Origin of the sequence: Streptomyces sp. A3M-1-3, assembly GCF_024213665.1 — a bacterium.
Lineage (GTDB): Bacteria > Actinomycetota > Actinomycetes > Streptomycetales > Streptomycetaceae > Streptomyces.
Genome location: NZ_JANAVP010000010.1, coordinates 159,737 through 179,131, shown reverse-complemented (window position 1 = coordinate 179,131; position 19,395 = coordinate 159,737). Strand labels below are relative to the sequence as shown.

13 protein-coding genes and 7 pseudogenes are annotated in these 19,395 nt (G+C 67.7%); 9 read left to right on the top strand and 11 right to left on the bottom strand.

Features of this window, described 5'->3' with window-relative positions:
• Window positions 1–88: 88 nt before the first annotated feature.
• Entirely contained in the window at window positions 89–1,480 is a 1,392-nt protein-coding gene (locus tag NLX86_RS14325; RefSeq protein ID WP_254372052.1) for a nucleobase:cation symporter-2 family protein, read from the top strand.
• Window positions 1,481–1,571: 91 nt separating this feature from the next.
• Here NLX86_RS14325 and NLX86_RS14320 read toward each other — a convergent pair.
• A pseudogene (locus NLX86_RS14320) lies at window positions 1,572–2,009 on the bottom strand (chitosanase); the annotation flags it as partial.
• 106 nt (window positions 2,010–2,115) lie between these two features.
• On the opposite strand from NLX86_RS14320, the gene NLX86_RS14315 reads away from it, so the two are divergent.
• Window positions 2,116–2,799, top strand: a complete 684-nt coding sequence (locus NLX86_RS14315) for an alpha/beta fold hydrolase (protein ID WP_254372051.1) — start codon at window positions 2,116–2,118, stop codon at window positions 2,797–2,799.
• Here NLX86_RS14315 and NLX86_RS14310 read toward each other — a convergent pair.
• Window positions 2,760–3,023, bottom strand: coding sequence for a hypothetical protein (locus NLX86_RS14310; RefSeq protein ID WP_254372050.1), 264 nt, complete (start codon window positions 3,021–3,023; stop codon window positions 2,760–2,762). The two genes, NLX86_RS14315 and NLX86_RS14310, sit on opposite strands and share 40 nt — an antisense overlap.
• 132 nt (window positions 3,024–3,155) lie before the next feature.
• Between NLX86_RS14310 and NLX86_RS14305 the strand changes: the two genes are divergently transcribed.
• Together NLX86_RS14305 and NLX86_RS14300 are read left to right on the top strand one after the other, a co-directional pair.
• A complete protein-coding gene (locus NLX86_RS14305) occupies window positions 3,156–3,737 on the top strand; it encodes a hypothetical protein (protein ID WP_254372049.1) in 582 nt (193 codons plus the stop codon).
• Window positions 3,738–3,744: 7 nt separating this feature from the next.
• A pseudogene (locus NLX86_RS14300) lies at window positions 3,745–4,287 on the top strand (transposase); the annotation flags it as partial.
• A gap of 168 nt (window positions 4,288–4,455) precedes the next feature.
• Here NLX86_RS14300 and NLX86_RS14295 read toward each other — a convergent pair.
• The 4 genes from NLX86_RS14295 to NLX86_RS14280 form a co-directional block, all read right to left on the bottom strand.
• Window positions 4,456–4,740 carry an FG-GAP repeat protein gene (locus NLX86_RS14295; protein WP_254372048.1) on the bottom strand — a complete coding sequence of 95 codons (285 nt, stop codon included), beginning with the start codon at window positions 4,738–4,740 and terminating at the stop codon, window positions 4,456–4,458.
• 62 nt (window positions 4,741–4,802) lie between these two features.
• Window positions 4,803–5,977, bottom strand: a protein-coding gene (locus NLX86_RS14290) for an IS3 family transposase (protein ID WP_254372047.1) whose coding sequence is annotated in 2 segments (ribosomal slippage) — window positions 4,803–5,710 and window positions 5,710–5,977 — 1,176 coding nt in all. Because the reading frame shifts where the segments join, the coding sequence is not laid out codon by codon here.
• Between the two features lie 24 nt (window positions 5,978–6,001).
• Window positions 6,002–7,582 (bottom strand): trypsin-like serine protease, encoded by a 1,581-nt coding sequence (locus tag NLX86_RS14285; RefSeq protein ID WP_254372046.1) that lies wholly within the window; start codon window positions 7,580–7,582, stop codon window positions 6,002–6,004.
• A gap of 499 nt (window positions 7,583–8,081) precedes the next feature.
• On the bottom strand, window positions 8,082–8,594 hold the full coding sequence (locus NLX86_RS14280; protein WP_254372045.1) for a hypothetical protein: 513 nt from the start codon (window positions 8,592–8,594) through the stop codon (window positions 8,082–8,084).
• Between the two features lie 384 nt (window positions 8,595–8,978).
• On the opposite strand from NLX86_RS14280, the gene NLX86_RS14275 reads away from it, so the two are divergent.
• Entirely contained in the window at window positions 8,979–9,137 is a 159-nt protein-coding gene (locus tag NLX86_RS14275) for a hypothetical protein (protein ID WP_254372044.1), read from the top strand.
• A gap of 507 nt (window positions 9,138–9,644) precedes the next feature.
• On the opposite strand, the gene NLX86_RS14270 is transcribed toward NLX86_RS14275, so the two are convergent.
• Together NLX86_RS14270 and NLX86_RS14265 are read right to left on the bottom strand one after the other, a co-directional pair.
• The gene (locus NLX86_RS14270) at window positions 9,645–10,007 is read right to left on the bottom strand and encodes a hypothetical protein (protein ID WP_254372043.1); all 363 of its coding nucleotides are present in this window, start codon (window positions 10,005–10,007) and stop codon (window positions 9,645–9,647) included.
• Between the two features lie 22 nt (window positions 10,008–10,029).
• Complete coding sequence (locus NLX86_RS14265) at window positions 10,030–14,049, bottom strand: polymorphic toxin-type HINT domain-containing protein (protein ID WP_254372042.1); 4,020 nt, start codon at window positions 14,047–14,049, stop codon at window positions 10,030–10,032.
• 256 nt (window positions 14,050–14,305) lie between these two features.
• On the opposite strand from NLX86_RS14265, the pseudogene NLX86_RS14260 reads away from it, so the two are divergent.
• The 4 pseudogenes from NLX86_RS14260 (at window position 14,306) to NLX86_RS14245 (ending at window position 17,631) form a co-directional block, all read left to right on the top strand.
• Window positions 14,306–15,841, top strand: a pseudogene (locus NLX86_RS14260) (ISL3 family transposase).
• Window positions 15,842–15,946: 105 nt separating this feature from the next.
• A pseudogene (locus tag NLX86_RS14255) lies at window positions 15,947–16,669 on the top strand (IS256 family transposase); the annotation flags it as partial.
• A 46-nt stretch (window positions 16,670–16,715) separates the two neighbouring features.
• Window positions 16,716–17,219: pseudogene (locus tag NLX86_RS14250) on the top strand (ISAzo13 family transposase); the annotation flags it as partial.
• Window positions 17,195–17,631 (top strand): annotated as a pseudogene (locus NLX86_RS14245) (DUF6183 family protein). The pseudogenes NLX86_RS14250 and NLX86_RS14245, both read left to right, overlap by 25 nt.
• A gap of 35 nt (window positions 17,632–17,666) precedes the next feature.
• Here NLX86_RS14245 and NLX86_RS14240 read toward each other — a convergent pair.
• The 3 genes and pseudogenes from NLX86_RS14240 to NLX86_RS14230 all read right to left on the bottom strand — a co-directional run.
• Complete coding sequence (locus NLX86_RS14240; RefSeq protein ID WP_254372041.1) at window positions 17,667–17,885, bottom strand: hypothetical protein; 219 nt, start codon at window positions 17,883–17,885, stop codon at window positions 17,667–17,669.
• 207 nt (window positions 17,886–18,092) lie between these two features.
• On the bottom strand, window positions 18,093–18,695 hold the full coding sequence (locus tag NLX86_RS14235) for a TIGR03086 family metal-binding protein (RefSeq protein ID WP_254372097.1): 603 nt from the start codon (window positions 18,693–18,695) through the stop codon (window positions 18,093–18,095).
• 43 nt (window positions 18,696–18,738) lie between these two features.
• A pseudogene (locus tag NLX86_RS14230) lies at window positions 18,739–19,388 on the bottom strand (neutral/alkaline non-lysosomal ceramidase C-terminal domain-containing protein); the annotation flags it as partial.
• Between the last annotated feature and the right edge of the window lie 7 nt (window positions 19,389–19,395).

Below are 19,395 nucleotides of genomic sequence, written 5' to 3'. Positions count from 1 at the left end.
AACCGGCATCACCGAACACCTGCTTCACCTCCCTGACACCCACGTCACTGCCGACGTGTAACCGACCGGAGGAACCGCCGTGGCCGCAATGCCCAGGTTTCGTACTGCAGACAAGGGAACCGACACCGGGAAGCACCCGGTTGACGAGACCCTCCCCCCTCTCAAAATGTTCACCAGCGGGCTGCAGCACGTAGCCGCCATGTACGCGGGCGTGGTCGCCCCGCCCATGATCGTCGGCCCCGCCGTGGGCCTCTCCGCCACGGAAACGGCCTTCCTGATGGGGGCAAGCCTCTTCACGGCCGGTATCGCCACGCTCCTCCAGACCCTCGGCTTCTGGAAGATCGGCGCCAAGCTCCCCTTCGTCAACGGCGTCTCGTTCGCCGGCGTCACCCCGATGATCGCCATCGGCAAGGGCGAGGGCGACAACGCGATACCGATCATCTTCGGCGCGATCATCGTCGCCGGCGTGCTGGGCTTCCTCGCGGCCCCGTACTTCGGCAAACTGGTCCGCTTCTTCCCGCCCGTCGTCACCGGCACCGTGATCACCCTGATCGGTGTCTCCCTGCTGCCGGTCGCCTTCAACTGGTCCCAGGGCGGCAACTCCCAGGCCACCGACTACGGTTCGATGACCAACATCGGGATGGCGGCCCTCACCTTCGTGATCGTGCTCGCCCTGCGGAAGCTGCTGCGCGGCTTCCTCCAGCAGATCGCGATCCTGCTCGGGCTCGTCGCGGGCACCCTCATCGCCATCCCGGTGGGCATCACCAACTTTGACGCCATCAAGAACGCCGACCTGGTGGGCTTCCCGACCCCCTTCCACTTCGGGGCGCCGCAGTTCGAGGTCGCCGCGATCATCTCGATGTGCATCGTGATGCTGGTCTGCATGACCGAGTCCACCGCCGACATGCTGGCGCTCGGGAAGATCGTCGGCCGGCCGGCGGACCAGAAGACCATCGAGGGCGGCCTGCGGGCCGACACCCTGGGCAGCGCCATCAGCCCGCTCTTCAACGGCTTCATGTGCAGCGCCTTCGCGCAGAACATCGGGCTGGTCGCGATGACCAAGGTGCGCAGCCGGTTCGTCGTCGCGGCCGGCGGCGGCATCCTGATCCTGCTCGGCCTGTGCCCGATGCTGGCCTCGGTGATCGCACTCGTACCGCTGCCGGTCCTCGGCGGCGCGGGCATCGTGCTCTTCGGCTCGGTGGCCGCGAGCGGTATCCAGACCCTGGCGGGCGCCGCCCTGGAGAAGGGCGAGAACGCGCTGATCGTCGCCGCGTCCGTGGGCATCGGCCTGATCCCGATCGCCGCGCCGGAGTTCTACCACGCGTTCCCGAAGGACCTGCTGGTGGTGCTCGACTCGGGCATCAGCACCGGGTGCGTGGTGGCCATCATCCTCAACCTGGCCTTCAACCACCTGGGAAAGAAGGAGAACGCGGAAGAGCCCCTGGTCACCACGGGCGCGGAACCGGTCGCGGTGCACTGAGCCGCGAAGCGGAAGACGTAGTTACGTAGCAAGGGAGCGGAGCCGCCCAGGGAGACCCGGGCGGCTCCGCCACGTACTGCGGTGGCCCTGCTCAGTCGATGTGGAAGCTGTCGCCGTACACCTTCCAGTCGAGCGGCGGGTTCAGGCTGAGGTTGCGCTTGTTGAGGAAGACCCGCTGGGCGGTGTCCACCCGGCTGGTGTCCTCGTGCGCCGCCTCCTGCTTCATCGCCCAGACGCGCGCGTCGAGGAAGGCGTGCAGGTACGTCACCTCGTCGCCACCCTGGGCCGGCGGCTTCGCCTTGGACAGGGCCCGCTTGCGGATGTTGCTGAAGCTGGTGCTGTCGCTGCCGTCACCGTGCATGACGATCGCGTCGTAGTACGCGAACTGGCCGAGGGTGCCGATGCCGTCCTTCTTGCCCTGCTTCACCGCGGGGTTGAAGTAGACCCGGTCGCGCTCGTCGTTCTGCGCCGTCTTGAACGCCGGGTCCTGGGCGGCCTTCTTCCAGTCCCGGGTGAAGTTCGGGTCGAGGCGCGAAGCGCAGCTGGTCGTCGAGCGCCATGGAAACGGCCGGAGGTGATCTCACCCACGGGCCCATTGTCCGTGATCAGACGCGTCGGGCTGTAGCGTCGGGTGCATGGACGATCACTCTGTAGTCGACGTGGGCGATGTGCGGCTGGCCTACCGGACCTGGGGCGACCCGGACGGCGCCCCTGTCGTGCTGCTGCATGCGCTCGGCGGGTCCTCGGCGGACTGGGAGCAGGCCGGGCGTGTGCTCGGCGAGGAGTGGCGGGTGTACGCGCTCGACCTGCGCGGGCACGGCGAGAGTGACTGGCCGGACGAGTACTCGTTCGAGCTGATGCGGGACGACGTGGTCGGATTCCTCGACGAGTGCGAACTCGACCGGGTTGGCGTCGTCGGGCACGCCATGGGCGGCGTGGTCGGCTATCTGCTGGCCCAGGAGCACCCGGACCGGGTGGAGCGGCTCGTACTGGAGGAGACGCCGCCGCCGTTCCCGCGGGAACCGGTGGTCCTGGTGGCGCCCGACGAGCCCCTGGACTACGACTGGCCGGTCGCGACGGCCATCCAGAGCCAGCTCTCCAGCCCCGATCCGCAGTGGCGGGAGCGGCTGGGCGAGATCACCGTGCCGACCCTGATCGTGTCCGGCGGCCCCGACAGCTCCATGTCCCAGGGCCGGATCCAGGACATGGCCGACCTGATCCCCGACTGCCGCCTGATCACGATCCCGGCCGGCCACCGGGTCCACGAGGTGGAGCCGCGTCAGTTCGCGCAGGAGGTCAGCGAGTTCTTCAGCAGCTGACCACGCCTTGCTGAACAGCTCCGCTGCTCGATCGTGTCGTCGAGCGCGTGATCGGCGTGCCGCCGGGTGGACAGCAGCTGGCGCGGCATTGCGCCCCTGGCGACGGCGCGCAGCGGGAACCGCGCGCCGGCGTACTCCTCGCTGATGGGGTGCAGTTCGCGGTAGAGGCTTGTCTGCTCGGGATCTGCCGCCCGGTGTCCCTCGGAATGCTGCTGCCCGGCCACCGAACTCTCCACCTGCGCGGCCGACTACGACGAACCCGCCGACTCACCCCCGCTGGCGCGGGGAACTCTGCTCGGCGAGACGCTCCACGCTACCCGGGCTGGATCTACGTCGACGGGGCGCGCGACGGTGAAGTGAGCGAGCCCCGCGCGGTCCCGAGCGAACGGGAGCGTGCGCTGTGGTTCCAGCTGCGGCCGGTCCGCAGGGATGTGGAGGCCATGGACCCGCTGCATCGCGTATCGACGGTCAAGGAACTGCTGCGGCCTGTCGTCGAGGACTGCCACGGCACGGCGCTGGTCTGCTGCACCACCGTGGCCGAGGCGCAGAAGACCGCCATGGCTGTCCAGGCATGGCTCACGGCTCCGAAGAAATCCGGAGCCGAGGTGCCGGAGCTGCATCTGCTGCATTCCCGCTACCGGCCTGGGGACCGGTGCGAGATCACCGAGGTGTGCGAGACATCCTTCGGGACGGAGGGGCCGCGTCCCCGTGCGGCGATCCTGATCGCCACGCAGATCGTAGAGCAGTCGCTGGACCTCGACTATGACCTGCTGATCACTGACTTGGCTCCCCTCGCTCTGCTCATTCAGCGTGCGGGACGCTGCCAGCGTGGCCTGCCTCACCAAGCGGGGCCGGTGGCTGTCGTACTCGGTCGAGATGACCATCAGCGACGTCATTCATCAGGCCGTACGGCCTCCGCCTGGACGCCTGCCGTCTAACCGGACGGGCGAGATCCGCGACGGCGCCTGGACCGCCGAGCTCGTCGGCGACGTCCTAAAAGACTGGCCGACGGGGATGCGGCTGGTCGTCCGCGAGGAACGGCCCCATCCCGGGGTCCAGTTGCGCTTCACCGACGCCGACGGGCTGCGGCTGACCTGCTTCGTCACCAACACCACCGACGTCCCGATCGCCCACTCCAACTGCGGAACCGCCAGCGCGCGAGGGCCGAGGACTGTATCCGTCACGCGCGCGCCACCGGCCTGCGCAACCTGCCCCTGCACGACGCCGCGCAGAAGCAGATCTGGCTGGAGATCGTCCAGCTCGCGCTCGATCTGCTGGCCTGGCCGCCGATGCTCGCCCTGACCGGCAAACCCCGGCTCTGGGAGCCCGGCCGCCTGCGCCTACGGCTGCTCTCCGCCGCCGCCCAGCTCGTCACCACCGCTCCGACGCCGGCCCCTGAGATCCACCTGCCACTGGCCCCGGACCGAAGTGATCACAGGCGCGGTCCAGCGGCTCGATGCCCTCCCGAACCCGGCTGACCAGCAATAACGGTCTATCCCGACGAGCCTGAACCATCCCACCGGTACGTGGAACCCGGCGCCCACCCGACGCGACAGCCGGGTCATCGGCATCATGCACATCACGAGCTCGACAAGCCGAAACGGCCCGCCGGAGATCCGACGGACCGTCACGAAAGATCGAGGTTAGGGATCCGTGTCAGATGACGCTTCCGGCCCATCGGCTGACGGGTGCCTGGAACCCGGCTCCAGTGCTGAGGAAGGAGAGCAGGGTGTCGCGCTGGCGTCCGTCTGCCGTCTTGCCGCTGTCGTAGAACACGGCGATGTCGTTCTTGCCGTCGCCGTTGTAGTCGCCGGACGTCAGCTTGCTGGCGTCCCAGTTGAAGGAACCGGTGCTGGTCCACATCTCACGCGGCGCGTTGAAGTCCGTACCGTCGCTGGTGAAAGTGAACAGCGACGACGCGCGCTTGCCGTCAGCGGACACACCGCGGTTGTAGAAGACGCCGATGTCGTCGGGCCTTCACCCTTGATCGTGGACACCGGTTGTTATGCGGCGGTGGCCAGCGTAGTTGATCGCTGTTCGTAGTTGATCGGGCTCTGCTGGCCGAGGGCTGAGTGCCGTCGCCAGGTGTTGTAGCGGGTGACCCAGCGGAAGACCGCGAGGCGGGCGGCGCGGGCTCCGGGCCAGCGTTTCGCGCCCTTGAGAGTCTCCCTTTTCATGCTGGCGTTGAACGACTCCGCGGCGGCGTTGTCCGCGCTGGTGCCGACGGCCCCGCGTGATCGGATCACGCCGAGGTCCTTGCAGACCTGGGCGAACTCCTTGGAGGCGTATTGGGCTCCGTTGTCGCTGTGGAAGATCGCTCCGCGCAGGTTCCCGCCCCGCGCGCCGGCGGCGGCCTTGAGGGCGTCGGTGACCAGTTCGGTCCGCATGTGGTCGGCGATCGACCAGCCCACCAGACGCTTGGAGTGGAGGTCCAACACCGTTGCGAGATAGAGGAATTGGCCGTCACCGACCGGGAGATAGGTTATGTCGCCGACGTACTTCTTGTTCGGCGCGGAGGCCGTGAAATCCCGCTGGATCAGGTCCGGCACCGGGACGGCGTCGGCCGCGGGGACCGTGGTGCGGACCTTCTTGCGGAGGTGCAGCCCGACGATGTCGAACTTCCGCATGACGCGTTCCACCCGCTTGTGATTGACCCGCAGCCCGGCGCCCTGGAGCTCGGCGGTGACGCGCGGAGCCCCGTAGGTGCCGTCGGACTCGGTGTGGATTGACGTGATCCGCCTGGCAAGCTCGGCGTCCGCACGTTCCCGCCCGGCCCGTGCATCCGAGCCGGCCAGGTGCCGGTAAAACCCGGAACGGGAGAGCCCCAGGATCCGGCACAGCCGCTTCACGCCGAAGGCGTCGTGGTGGTCGGCAACGAACTGGAAACGGCTCACCAGCTGGTCTCGCCCGCAAAATACTTCGCGGCCCTCCGCAGGATCTCGCGTTCCAGCTCGAGCTCCTTCACCTGGGCCCGCAGCCGCTTGTTCTCCTTCTCCAACGCGCTGGCCTCAACCGCGCCGGGCACGGCGGCCTGCTCGGCATCCCGCACCCAGGTGCGGAGCGTCTCGTGGTTCACCCCGAGATCCTTGGCCACCGACGCGTACGTCCGCCCCGGGCTGGAGCGGTACAACGCGACGGCATCGGCTCGGAACTCAGGCGAGTACTTCGACGTCCCCAACGGGAACTCCTGTCCTTCGGATCTTCACGATCCAATGATCAGGGTGTCCACGATCAAGGGGTAACGCCCGTCCTTGCCGTCACCGTTGTAGTCACCCGAAGTCAGCTTGCCTGCCTCCCAGGTGAAACCGCCCGGCGTGCTCCACGTCTTCTGCGGCGCCTTGAAGCCTGTGCCAGTGCTGTAGAACGTGAACAGCGACGACATGTTCTTGCCGTCGGCGGACGTCCCGCTGTCGTAGAACACGGCGATGTCGTTCTTGCCGTCGCCGTTGTAGTCGCCGGACGTCAGCTTGCTGGCGTCCCAGTTGAAGGAACCGGTGCTGGTCCACATCTCACGCGGCGCGTTGAAGTCCGTACCGTCGCTGGTGAAAGTGAACAGCGACGACGCGCGCTTGCCGTCAGCGGACACACCGCGGTTGTAGAAGACGCCGATGTCGTCCTTGCCGTCACCGTTGTAGTCACCCGAAGTCAGCTTGCCTGCCTCCCAGGTGAAACCGCCCGGCGTGCTCCACGTCTTCTGCGGCGCCTTGAAGCCTGTGCCAGTGCTGTAGAACGTGAACAGCGACGACATGTTCTTGCCGTCGGCGGACGTCCCGCTGTCGTAGAAGACTGCGACGTCGTCGTTGCCGTCGCCGTTGTAGTCGCCGGACGTCAGCTTGCCAGCCTTCCAGTTGAAGGAACCGGTGCTGGTCCACATCTTCTGGGGCGCCTTGAAACCGGTGCCGTTGCTGAAGAATGTGTGGAGCGACGACATGTTCTTGCCGTCGACCGACGTCCCGTTGTCGTAGAAGGCGGTGACATCCTCCTTGCCGTCGCCGTTGAAGTCGCCAGCGGTGACCTGGGACTCCTGGGGAAGGGCCCGGATCTCCTTGACCCATTGGCCGATGTCGTCCAGGCGTGATTCCACGGCGCTCTTGCGAGTCTCGTCGGAGCCGAGGCAGCCTGCCTGCCAGGACGCGCTGTGAATGGCGACCAGCTCGACCTGTCCGTCCTTCTCGCGCAGCGCGGGACCTCCGGCGTCACCCTTGCAGATGCTGCCACCGTTGCTGGTCATGGCGACGGTAGTGGCAACGGTCTTCTCCACGATGAACGCGCCGGCATGCAGGCGGTCCGGAACCCACTCGCCCTTGGTACGGCCGTAACCCACCGCGCGTAGAGTCTCGCCCGGCACGGGTGCGGCGGACGCGAGACGGACTGGGGCGATGCCCGTCACCGGCTCGGCGAGCCTGGCCATCACCAGGTCCCGATCCGCACGGGGAACGACCTCGACGACCTCGGTCACGCTGCCGCCCGTACCCGACAGATCAGTGCGACCGATGACCGCCGTGGTCTTCTGCTGCGGCGCACCCGAAGGAACGGGGGACGCCTCATTCGGGTCCGAAACGAAACAGCTGGCGGCCGTCAGGACCCATTGCGCGTCGACCAGGGCGCCGGTGCAGGCACGCTGGCCGCCGACATCGATTTTCGCGGTGAACGCGTAGGCGCCGCCCGCGACCGCATCACCGACGACGGCCTGCGCCGAGCCGGTGAAAGTGAGGCCACCGGCCGCGGCCGCAGCAACCAGCAGTGTTACTCCCCGCACACTGCGGGAACGTCGAACAGCCACGTACTTCTCCTTGCTTCAATGAATGGTTTACAGCCGCCGGAGCGGCTGACGGCCAGCACGCGGCGACAGATCCACGATCTCGCTGACATGGCCGCCAGCACCGGACAGAGCACTGCGGCCGATGGTCGTGACCGTCTTCAACTTCGGCCTCCCGGCCCACATCTCGAAGCCCTGCTGGGTAGTGACGGCGAAACCGCAGGCCGCCCGTCACTACCCACTGCGTCTCGACGAGAGCACCTGAGCAGGGACGCTTGGTGTTGCCGTCGCATCTCGACTTGGCGGTGAACGTGGACGGTGCCAGGTGTCGCGCGCTGCCGGTCACAGCCTGGTCAGGGGCGGTGCTCAGTAGACCTGCTGCCACTGCGGGAGCGCCGCGCAGTTGGTGTTCAGCACCGCGTAAACCGTTGCCGGGGACATGACTCTTCCTCAGAGTCTTGCGAGACAGCAGGCTCTTAGGGCAACAGAGGGCACTGGGGGCTTTGATGTCGGGTTGGCAGCGTCAGCCGGTGACGCGGATCTCGACGAGGACACTGCGGTGTCCGCCAACGGTGCCTTCGCCTACGCTTTCGTAGCCGTCCTTGGGGAGCGTCACCGTCTTGGTCGTGCCTTCGGCGGTGAGATCGGCGCTGATGGGGTGATCGGCTGCTTCGATGGCGAAGACGCGCGGGAGCTCGAGGGAGAGCTGGCCGGTATTCGCGTGGGCCTTGAAGCAGTAGACGCCGTCCCTATTCACGGCAGGATCCTTCACGCTCATGACGCGAATCTGCGGCGCTGTGTCATCGCAGTCGACGAGCGTGATGTGCCCGTCCCCGCTGACCAGCTTGATGCCCTTGTCCTTGAGCACCTGAGCCGCGCCGGGGTAGGCGAAGTCCTCCACCACGAACGGCATATCAGCCTCGGCGGAGACCTGCGCTCCGGGGTTGTCGGCGGCTATTGCGTACGCGCCGACCGAGGCGCTTAGCACGGCGAGGATCGCTGCGCTGATGGTCAGATGGCGGGCGCGAGAGAGCACGGGCGGGGTCCTTCCGATGGAGGCTACACAGAGCCGGAAAACAAGCTTGAGCACCTCGACGCCAACCCGCCTCACTGGGAGTTGGTAAAGATGCAGGAGTCAAAATCTCCTTGATCACTGACGCTGTCAATCTGAGGCGTGACGTGCGTCACCTCGCGATCCGAACATTTGCCAGGCCAAGTGTCATAGCGCGGTGCTCTGTTGAAACCCTATCGCAGACTGTGCCAGATCCAGCAGGGAGAGCTTCCGTCCTGGGTGGGCGGGCACTGCGGAATTGGCTATTCCCCTTTCCAGGCGATCGGGCTCTGTCAGATCGAAAGATTTGACCGCCTCCGGCGCCGGCATTGCCTACCCGGCGGCTTGAACGCCAGACGATGAGGCGAGTTGGACTTCAGGCGAACTACCTACGGACACCACCCGCTGAAGGAATTCGTCGACTGCGGAAGCGACGGGACCGGAGAGCCGGTGGCCGCGCCGCCCCGGCTGGGCCTGGTCATGGACCACAGGACCATGACCTCGCTGGTGGCGGGCAGTGTTTCGTAGTCGCGGACCAGCCGGCGTGAGCACATCAGCCAGCTCAGGGTTGCGCTCGATGACCCACCGTCTCGGCAGCACCACGAAGCGCAGCTCGTCACTGCCTTTCACGATCTCGAGGGTGAGCCGGAGCTTGTCCCGGGCCCAGTCGACGAGCATGCTGGCATATCGCCGTCCGCCCAGATCAGGCGGATCGTGTGGTGCGCGGCCCGCAGCCGCGGCATTCGCCGGCCACTGGCCCTGGACCGGGGTGATCACCGGCGCGATCCAACGACTCGCCGCCCTCCCGAACCCTGGCTGACCAGCCACAACAGCCCGCCCCTACGAAAACAGCAGCCCTGCCGGAACCGTGGAAACCGGCGCTCCCCGGCGCGACAGCCGGGCCACCAGCCTGCCCCGCACTCCAATACCTCGACACAACAACGCAAGAGAGCCCGTCAGCAGACTGACGGGCTCCCGCGAAAGTTCGAGGCTAGAACCTCAGTACGCCTACGCTCTCTCGTAGCGTGGTTTCGGCTATGGAGTACCGATCATGTGGCCGAACCATGACGGATCGCCGAATCCCCCCTGGTCTTCATGCCACTGGGGCCTGCCGGCGACCACGAAGCTCGACAGGTTCTCTCCGAGGACGAAGAGATTCCCGGACGTGATCTGGACGCCGTACTCCTGTTCCAGGCGTGCGCATTCGTCGGCCGTTCCTTCGCGGATGACCAGACCGTCGTAGTGCGGGCGAAGCATCATGTGGCTGACTCCGCCGAAATGCACGTCGATCCGGGTCGACGGGGGGTTGTCCCGTGTGCTCCTCAGCAGCAGACGGCAGTGACTCACCGTGTACTGCCATACTTTGAAATAACGATCGGAGCGATACAGTTCACTCATGCGATTCTATCCCGCCTGATCTCTACCAGTCCGGTTCGTCGAAGTTGTCGATCTTCTTTCCGTCCTTATCGTAGAACGTAATGTTCTTCCAGTCCAGATTACCCGACTGCACCTGAATGCCGACCTGGCGCATTTCCCACTGGGTTGCTGCCCACCCGGGCTTCCCTCCGGCTCTGTAGGCGTTCATAAACTGCTCCAAGGGGGTATCACCGTCAAAGCCGCGCAGGGTGACGGCGATCTTTCCGTTACTGCGAAGCACATTCAGTACTTCAGCCTGCCACTTGGCGAACGGCACACCGCCTACCTTACCGATGACCTCCGCGTACTTCGGGTCGTTGAAGTTATAGCCGTTCAACTCGAGGGCGAGTCCGTTCGAGTGCTCGCCGATTCCGAGGACCATCGGTCCACAGGTTCCGGCATTGTGCACCAGGACGGGAGTGGAGCCCGCGAGGACGTAATAGGTGTGGAGATCTTCGACGGTGAGGTTGTAGGTGCGCGCGTGCTGGGTGTACGCGCGGTTCGCCTCCACGCTGACGGTGGTGCCGTCGCTGCTCAGGAGGCTGACCCCGGTCTTGAGGTCGCTTGCCTTGAGCCACCGCTTCTCCGACGGGCTCCAGAACGGGTGCTCGTAGGTGGCGGTCAGCTCTTCCGGTCCCTGGCGGGTCGCGATGGTCAGCGCGTTGAAGTACTTGTCGTGCTCGGTGACGATCAGATGCGTGACCTTGCGCGGGCCTGAGTCGCCTGCGAGCGGATCGGTCGCGAGGACCTGGTCGCCCTGCCTGATGTCCTCGATGTTCCGGGTCGATCCGTCTCCCATGAGCACCTTGGTGCCGGCCGGGAAGCACGTTACGCAGGTCCGCTCCAGGGCCCGAAGGGTTTCGTACGCGCCCTTCAGTAGCCGCAGCTTCGAGCTGATGGTGACATCTCGCATGAGCTCGGCGCAGGCCCACAGATCGTAGTCCGCGCACTCTTCGAGCTGGTCGAGTCCGGCGATGGACTTGCCCAGATCGAACATCGCCATCGCATAAGGAGCGAGTTTCTTCGACAGAGCGAGAGACGTGCAGAAGGGGTCGTTCGGGGGCTTCTTGTCGCAGTAGAACGGGTCGTTCTCCTGCGGACAGTCCAGAATTCCGCACTTGCGCATGCGCTCAGCCGGCGTGTCCTGCCTGAGCTTCCTGCGCTCCTCCTCCGCCTCAGCCTTGAGCTTCGCGGCGGCGATGGCGAACGCCTCCAGGCCCGCCTTTCGGGCGGCATCGGCGTCCTTGCCCGCCGCGGTGGCGGAGGCCCGCGCCTTGTTGGCCTCGGCCCAGGCAGTGGCCGCCGAGGCGTGTGCCAGTTCCGATGAGACGGTTGCATCCGCTGCCGAGACAGCCGCGTTGGTAGCTGCCTGGTTGGCGTCTGCCGCGGCCTGGCGCGCTGTTTTGGCAGACACGGCGGCTTGTGCGGCCGAGGCTTCCGCGTTCTTGGCCGACTGGGCGGCCTGAGCCGCGTAGTTCTTGGCCTCGGTAGCCGAGGCCGCGGCCGCGTTGGCGTAAGCCTTCGCCTCCTCTGCGGCCTTGCGGGCGACGGCCGCGACCCTGTTCGCCTCAGCGGCGTTCTGCTGTGCGGTTGCCGCGATGCCCGCCGCCTCCGAAATCAGCCGCTGAACCTGTGCGATATGGGTGGCGCCCAGGAGATCCTTGCGCTGGGCCGTGTACTGCCCCGACTGGATGAAGGCGTGCAGCTGCTCGGGCGGGCCCTCCAGCGCGATACGGGCCGCCGCCTTCTCCTCCGGGCCGCCCTCGTCGAACCGCTGCGCCGCGCGGACCCGCTCGTCCTCGGTGCGCGCCGTGTACTGGCCAGTGCCCAGGAACTCGCGGTACTTAGTGACAGAACCGGAGTTGAGGGTGGCCCGGCCGACCTCCTGGACCCCAGGTCCACCCGTGGAAATAGCCTGCGCGATATGGACCCGGTACTCCTCGGCGGCGACCTGGTACTGACCAGTGGTCAGAAAGGCGGTGACCGTCGCGGCGTTGCCCTTGAGGGCCTCCTCTGCAGCGTCGCTGACCGACCTCAACGGACTGTCCGTGGACAGGCGCCCGACCTGGACACGGTCGTCCTGCTGGGCGGCCCCCTTCCAGCCGGTGCGGACGTACTCGACGACATCCGCGTCCGCACCGGCGACCGCCGCCTCGGCGGCCGCGCGGCTCCACGGGCCGCCGTCCTTCATCACCAGCACGGCCAGCTTGCGGCCCTTGTCCGCCACCACCTGCGGGTCGGCGCCGGGCTGAGCGGCCTCCACGGCCAGGCGCTGCGCCTCGGCCGCACGGTCCTTGGCGTGCTGAACAGCCTTGGTCTGAGCGGTCTTACGGGCCTGGTCCTCTTCCTTGAGGTCCCTGGCCCGCTCGATACCGGCGTTGGTGCGGGCAAGGAGTTCCGCTGTCTCGATCTCGCGTGCTAGGGCGAAGATGGCCTTCGCCTTCTCGACGGCCTCGCTGGCCGTGTTGGCGGCTTCCTGGGCTGCCCTGGCATGAGCCGTGGACTGGGCCGCGGCGGTGGCGGCCTCTCCAGCATGGTCGGCGGCCTCGTCGGCCGCCTTCGCGGCGGCGTTCGCGTGGACGGCGGCCGACCTGGCCGCGTCTCTTGCCTGCCCGGCGGCCACAGCAGCCTTGCGGGCCAGCGTCACAGCGGCGTTGGCCGCGCGGGTCGCTTCTTGGGCATGGCGCCGTGCGGCTGCGGCGGCGGCCCGGGCCTCGGCGGCCCGCGCGTCGCTCTGATTCGCGTAGCCGCTGGCCTGCATGGCCGCGTCGGCCGCGGCCAGCGCATTGGCGCCGGCGCCGACGGCGGCCTCGGCGGCGTCACCGGCAGCGGTCGCGGCGATGCTGGCCTGGTGGGCCGCGTCCGCTCCCGCGTCGGCGCTCTTGGCCGCAGCGCGGGCGTCCACGGCGGCCCTACGCGCGGCGGCGGCATTGCCTGCGTCGGTGGCGGCGGCGGCCGCAGCACCCCGGGCGCGGGACGCGGCCTGGGCGGCTCCGGCTGCCGCGGCAGCGGCCTGGGCAGCGGCGTTCGCCGCGATCCGGGCGGAGTTGTTCGCCGCCCGGGCAGAGGAGATCGCCTGCTGGGCGGCTGCCGCGGCCTGACCGGCTGCCGACGCCGCGCGACCGGCTGCACTCCCTGCCTTGTTCGCGTCGTCCTTGGCCTTCGACGCCTCTTCGGCGGCCTTCAAAGCAGCGGCCTTCGCCAGCTTCGACGCCTCGACCGCACGCGCCGACGCATCCTTGGCCGCCACCGTCTCCGCGGCTGCTTGACGTCCCGCCTCACGGGCCAGCTCAGCCAACTGGGCGACGGTCAAGTACTCCTGGTCGCGCGCCCGGGCCACATGTTGACCCACCTCCAGGAACTCCCGGACGTCGGCCGCGGAACCCCTCAACGCGAGCCTGCCGGCCGCCCGGACGGCCGGCCCACCTGTACTCAAGATCTGAGCCAGCTGAACGCGTTCGTCCTGCTCACGCTGCGCATACTGACCCTCGGTCAGGAATTTCCTGACATCCTGCGGCGTACCCTTGAGTGCGGCCCGGCCAGCCTCCTCGACACCGGGACCACCCCCGTCGATGACCTGGGCGATGCGGACCCGCTCGTCCTGCTCGAGAGGAGCCTGCCAGCCAAAGTCCAGGAACACCCTCAGCTCGTCTGGTGAACCGGCCAAGGCCTCGCGGGCGGCTTCGATCGTGGACTGCCCGCCGACACTGGCGATCTGCGCGGCGGCCACACGGTCGTCCTGGTGAGCGTTGTCACCCACCTCAGCCAGGAAACGCTGTACGTCTGCATCGCTTCCCGACAGGGCTACTTCCGCGGCAGCCTTGACACCAGGCCCCCCGACCTTCCAGAGGCCGAGAACGCGCCCCCGGTCTGTCGGCTGTGTCGAAGCGGCATTCTCGACGTCGGTTGCCGCAGCGACGGCGCTGGCAGGGACAGGACCAAGAAGACCCGCCACAAACACGAGAGGCAACAGGCTCAGGCACAGCACGCGTATCGCGCGCACCACCTTCCCTGACGCACTCATAAGCTGCATTCGTTGTCGCAAAAGAGAGCCCATCTCCCCTGACTGGCAACCAATTCCCAGGTGCCGAGCTTCGGCTCAGTGATCAAATCTATCGGCTCCAGGCACCCACACACGCCTTCACATGGTCGCGACCATTTTCGGAATCCTCGAGTCCGCAGGGCACTTGGCATCGTGGCGCTGACGAGGGGACTGTAAATCGTTCGGCTCTGTCGCAGATTCGGTGGTGACGGATCGTGCGAACATGTCACGATGAGTCATGAGTGATGTCAACAGCCTTGTAGGCGTGGTGTTTTCGGGGTTGTCTCCGCTCGTCATCGAGCACGTGCGGGACGACGGGGACGAGATCCGCGTGCTGGCGCGGACTCCCGGGGGCTGGGGCGCCTGCCCGGATTGCGGCACGGAGTCTGCGCGCGTGCACAGCTATCACGAGCGGACGGTCGCCGACGTGCCGGTCGACGGCCGCCGGGTTGTCGTGCGGGTGCGGATACGACGCCTGGCGTGCCCCACTCGTGGATGCCGCCAGACCTTCCGCGAGCAGCTACCTGGGGTCCTGGAGCGCTACCAGCGCCGCACCGCGCGCTTGAGTGCGCAGATCGGCGCTGTGGTGAGGGAGTTGGCCGGCCGCGCCGGCGCCCGCCTGCTGCGCGTCCTGGCCATGGCCGTCTCCCGGCATACCGCCGTGCGGGCGCTGCTGCGACTGCCGTTACCCGTCCAGCGGACGCCTCGCGTGCTGGGCGTGGACGACTTCGCCCTGCGCCGCCGCCACCGCTACGCCACCATCCTGGTCGATGCCGGGACCCGTGAGCGCGTCGACGTCCTGCCCGACCGCAGGGCCGACACCCTGGAAACCTGGCTGCGTGATCACCCTGGGGTTCAGATCGTGTGCCGCGACGGCTCCGGCGCCTACGCCGAGGCGATCCGCCGCGCGCGCTGCCCGACGCGGTGCAGGGTCGGCGACCGCTGGCACATCTGGCACAACCTCGCCGAGGCCCTACTCAAGGAGGTCGCCGCGCACAGCAGATGCTGGGCCAAGGCCGGGCCGCCGCCGCGCGAAGGCAAGCGGGCCGCCACCACCCGCGAGCGCTGGCAGCAGGTCCACGGCCTGCTCGACAAGGGCGTCGGTCTGTTGGAATGCTCCCGCCGGCTCGGGCTCGCGCTGAACACCGTCAAACGGTACGCGCGCATCCCCGAGCCCGATCGCCTGATCCGCGCCCCGCAGTACCGCCCCACGCTGGTCGACCCCTACCGCGACCACCTGCGCTGCGGCGCGAAGAAGACCCGGCCGTCCCCGTTCTGCAGCTACTGCGAGAGATCAAGGAGCTCGGCTACACCGGCAGCGTCAACCTGCCCTACCGCTACATCACCCAGGGCCGCGTCGAGGCCGACCGTCCCGCGATCTCGCCCAGACGCCTCACCCGCTACCTCCTCACCCGCCCTGACCGGCTTAAAGAGCATCAGCGGGAGATGCTCGACACCCTCATCGCCGCCCTGCCCGGAGACGACCGCCCTCGCTGGCCTCGTCCGCTCCTTCGCCGCCCTGCTCACCCCCGCCGACGGCAACACCGACCGCCTGACCACCTGGATCACCGAAGCCCCCGCCGAGGACCTGCCTCACCTGCACGCCTTCACCCGCGGCCTCGACCTCGACCGCGAAGCCGTGAACGCCGCGCTCGCCCTGCCCCATCACAACGGCGGCACCGAAGGCATCAACACCAAGACGAAGTTGATCAAACGCCAGATGTACGGACGCGCAGGCTTCCCCCTCCTCCGCCACCGGATCCTGCTCGGCTGAGGAGACGACCCGTCACCACCGAATCTGCGACAGAGCCAATCGTTCGGTGTAACTCCTGATCAAGGAAGATACATCGATGACCAGTGACAACGTGACCGAGGCCGCCTCCAGCTGACCGGCGAGGGCGGGCTGCTCCAGCAGCTGACCAAGCGGCTGCTGGAGTCCGCGCTCGAGGGCGAGATCACCGACCACCTCGGCTATGACAAGCACGATCCGGCCGGGAAGAACGGCGGCAACAGCCGTAACGGCACCCGGGCCAAGACCGTGCTCACGGACGTCGGTCCGGTCGAGATAGCCGTGCCCCGCGACCGTGGGGGTTCGTTCGAGCCGGAGATCGTCCGCAAGCGGCAGAAGCGCCTGTCCGGCGTGGACGAGATGGTCATCTCACTGTCCGGGAAGGGCCTGACGACCGGTGAGGTCCAGGCCCACCTCGCCGAGGTCTATGGCGCCGAAGTCTCCCGCCAGACCATTTCGACCATCACGGACAAGGTGATGGACGGCATGGCCGAATGGCAGAACCGCCCGCTCGACGCCGTCTATCCGGTGGTCTTCATCGACGCCATCCACGTGAAGATCCGCGACGGCGCGGTCGCGAACCGGCCCATCTACGTGGCCCTGGCCGTCACGGCCGAGGGCCGGCGGGACATCCTGGGCCTGTGGGCCGGCGACGGCGCCAAGCACTGGATGCACATCCTCACCGAGATCAAGAAAGGCGGCGTCAACGACGTCCTCATGCTCGTCTGCGACGGCCTCAAGGGCCTGCCCGACGCCGTCGATACCGTCTGGCCCCGCACCACCGTCCAGACCTGCGTGGTCCACCGAAGCCGTAAGGAACCAAGGTGTCGCCTCCAGGGATGTGTCTCGTTGGTCTGGTATGGCGATTTCGGAGGGGGAACTCGGGCAGCTCGCTGTCCGGTTCGAGGTACTGCTGCCGCACCTGGACGAACGGCAGCGGCGTTTGCTGATGGGGTCCGAGGCGAGGCTGCGGGGGCATGGGGGCGTTCGGGCTGTCGCACGGGTCGCGGGGGCCAGCGAGACCACGGTCCGCCGGGGTGTCTTCGAGCTGGAGGGCGGCGAAGATGTTGTAGCCGCGGGACGGGTTCGGCGGCCGGGCGGCGGCCGCAAACGAGCTGAGATGCTGGATCCGGGACTGGTGCCCGCGCTGATGGCACTGGTGGAGCCGGATGAGCGGGGCGATCCGATGTCTCCGCTGCGGTGGACGACGAAGTCCTTGCGTAGTCTGGCGGACGGGCTGACCCGGCAGGGACATCCGGTCTCCGCGATGACGGTGGGGCGGCTGCTGAAGGACAGCGGGTTTAGTCTCCAGGCCCAGGCCAAGACCGGCCGGGCGGCATCTCGGCAGAGGAAGTCCGACCAGACGGTCTGCGAGAAGCCTCCGCGGCTGTCGACAACTGGGCTGAGGAGTCCAACGGACGCATCGAGGCGCGGGCCTTCGACCTTGCCCATCCGGACGCGGACGAGAACGTGCCCAGGGTGTTGATGAGCCTCCCCATCGAGTGTCTTTCAGGCGCCACCAGGCGGACGAGCTACTCGGTAACCCCCTGTGCGGTCGGGGCGGTGTGGCGCGTCCTCTTCGCCGCTGCCTCAACGGGCGGCGCATACAACCATGGTCTGCACGGCGCGTCGAGGAACGGGTAACCAGCCACTCGTGGTTCAGCTTCGGGGCCTCCACCGACTGGTACTGGCAAGTTGCCTGGGACATCGGGCTGGTGGCGTTGACACCGGAACGCACGCGCATGACAGTGCTGGCCGCGACAGACACCGATTGATCCTCGACTGCGGCCATCCACGCGATGGAGCCTCGTCAGCTGACCTCGCTGAGCGAAAAGGACTTCCCGTCTCGCATCGGCTGCCAGCCCAGGGCAATCGCTCGACGGATGCCCTCTGCGACCTCGCCGGGGAGAACGGGCAGCGACTCGGCACCCACCCAGTTACCGGGGTGCGCGCGGCCCGTGCCCACGACGAGGACGCAACCGCGCAGCTCGTTGTGCTCCACCGCGTAGGTCAGAGGCCCCCAGTTCATGGCGTGGTCGTATGTTGGGCGTCGACGCAGAGTCCATCGGTAGGTGACCTCGTCAACCGTGATCAACCGGGACCCCTTTCTCGACAGTGACATCTGCTGGTCTCCTCATCCCATACGTGAAGGCTCATGATGCTCCACATCGCGAGACCGTGGGCCCGCCCAGCACCTGGGTGTGCAGAAGAGCTCCGAGGCGAGAGGGCGGACAGGCTACAAGGGCTTCCAGTCCGGGTGCCGGCCGCTCAGGGCGATTACCCGGTCCAGCAGCGGAGCGTCCTGCGGGACCTCCACGACCGGGCCGAAGAGCGTTCCGCGTGAGTCCGGGTCGTCCGCCGCCGGTGCCAGTACTGCGTACGACGCGTCGAGGCTCGCCCGGTCCTGCGTGTACGGCTGTCCGGTCGCGCGGGCCAGGTCCCAGCCGTGGATGACCAGTTCGTTGAGCGCGACCTGGCCGGCCACCTCTGCCGGCAGAGTGACACCGCCCGCTTGCGTCATGCCCTGCCATGCCTCCAGTGCGCGCCAGGCCGCCGCCAGCTCCTCCAGCTGTCGCGGCAGGACGGTTCGCCAGTCGTCGCCGAGGACCGGGCGGGACGCGCTCGGGTCGGTGTTCGTCGTCGGCCCCAGCTCCTTCGTCGCCGCGTCGCGGAACGCCGCGGTCAGGCCGACGAAGTGGGCCAGGAGGTCGCGTACCGTGTAGTCGGGGCAGGGGGTCGGGTTCGCGAGCTGGTCCGCGCCGAGGGAGTCCAGGAGCTGGGCCACCTGCCGGGTGGCCGGTGCGAGGTCGAGCATGGGTGCCTCCGAGGTCGTGTCCATAACCATCAGACCGCACCCGTGCCCGAAACTCATCGGTACTCGCTCAGGACACGGTGAAGGCCCGGGACGTGCCCGTGAAGGGCGTGATCTTACCCAGGAGGCTCTTCGCGTCGCCGAAGTGGACGACCCGGTAGGTGCCCGGCGGGGTGTCCGCGCCGATGTCCCAGGTGATCGTGGCCTTCGAGGTTCCGGTGATGCCGTTGGTACGGGTCCAGCGGTACTTCGTCTGCCAGTCGCCGTCGTCGAGCATCCGCACCCACCGGCGACGAGCCGCTGCACCTCCAGGAACGTGCCGCCCCGGCGCAGATTGTTCTTCGGGTGCCCGGTGACGAAGTCGACGGTGGCCCTCTCGCCGCGCCGGTGGGCCGCCGCGGGCTCGGTCAGCACCTGCCCGAACGACTTGAACGCCGGCGGGTTGTCGTACACCACGCCCGTCTGGAGGCTGAACTGACGGGCCGTCTCGTCCGGCGGCGCGGTGCCCCGGTCGAGCGCAGTGCCCTGCCGCAGCGAGGCGGCAACGCGGGCGTACTCCTGCTGGTAGGCGGGCAGGGTGTAGCGGCCGTAGAGCGTCGAGCCGCCCTCGTACTGCTGGGCGTCGTACTCCTCGGGTGTGGTCGCGTACTGGCTGTACGCGTTGGCGTAGCCCTGCAGGAGGATGTGCTCCAGGGGTACGCCGAGCTGTTGCGCCACCGTAGGGAGT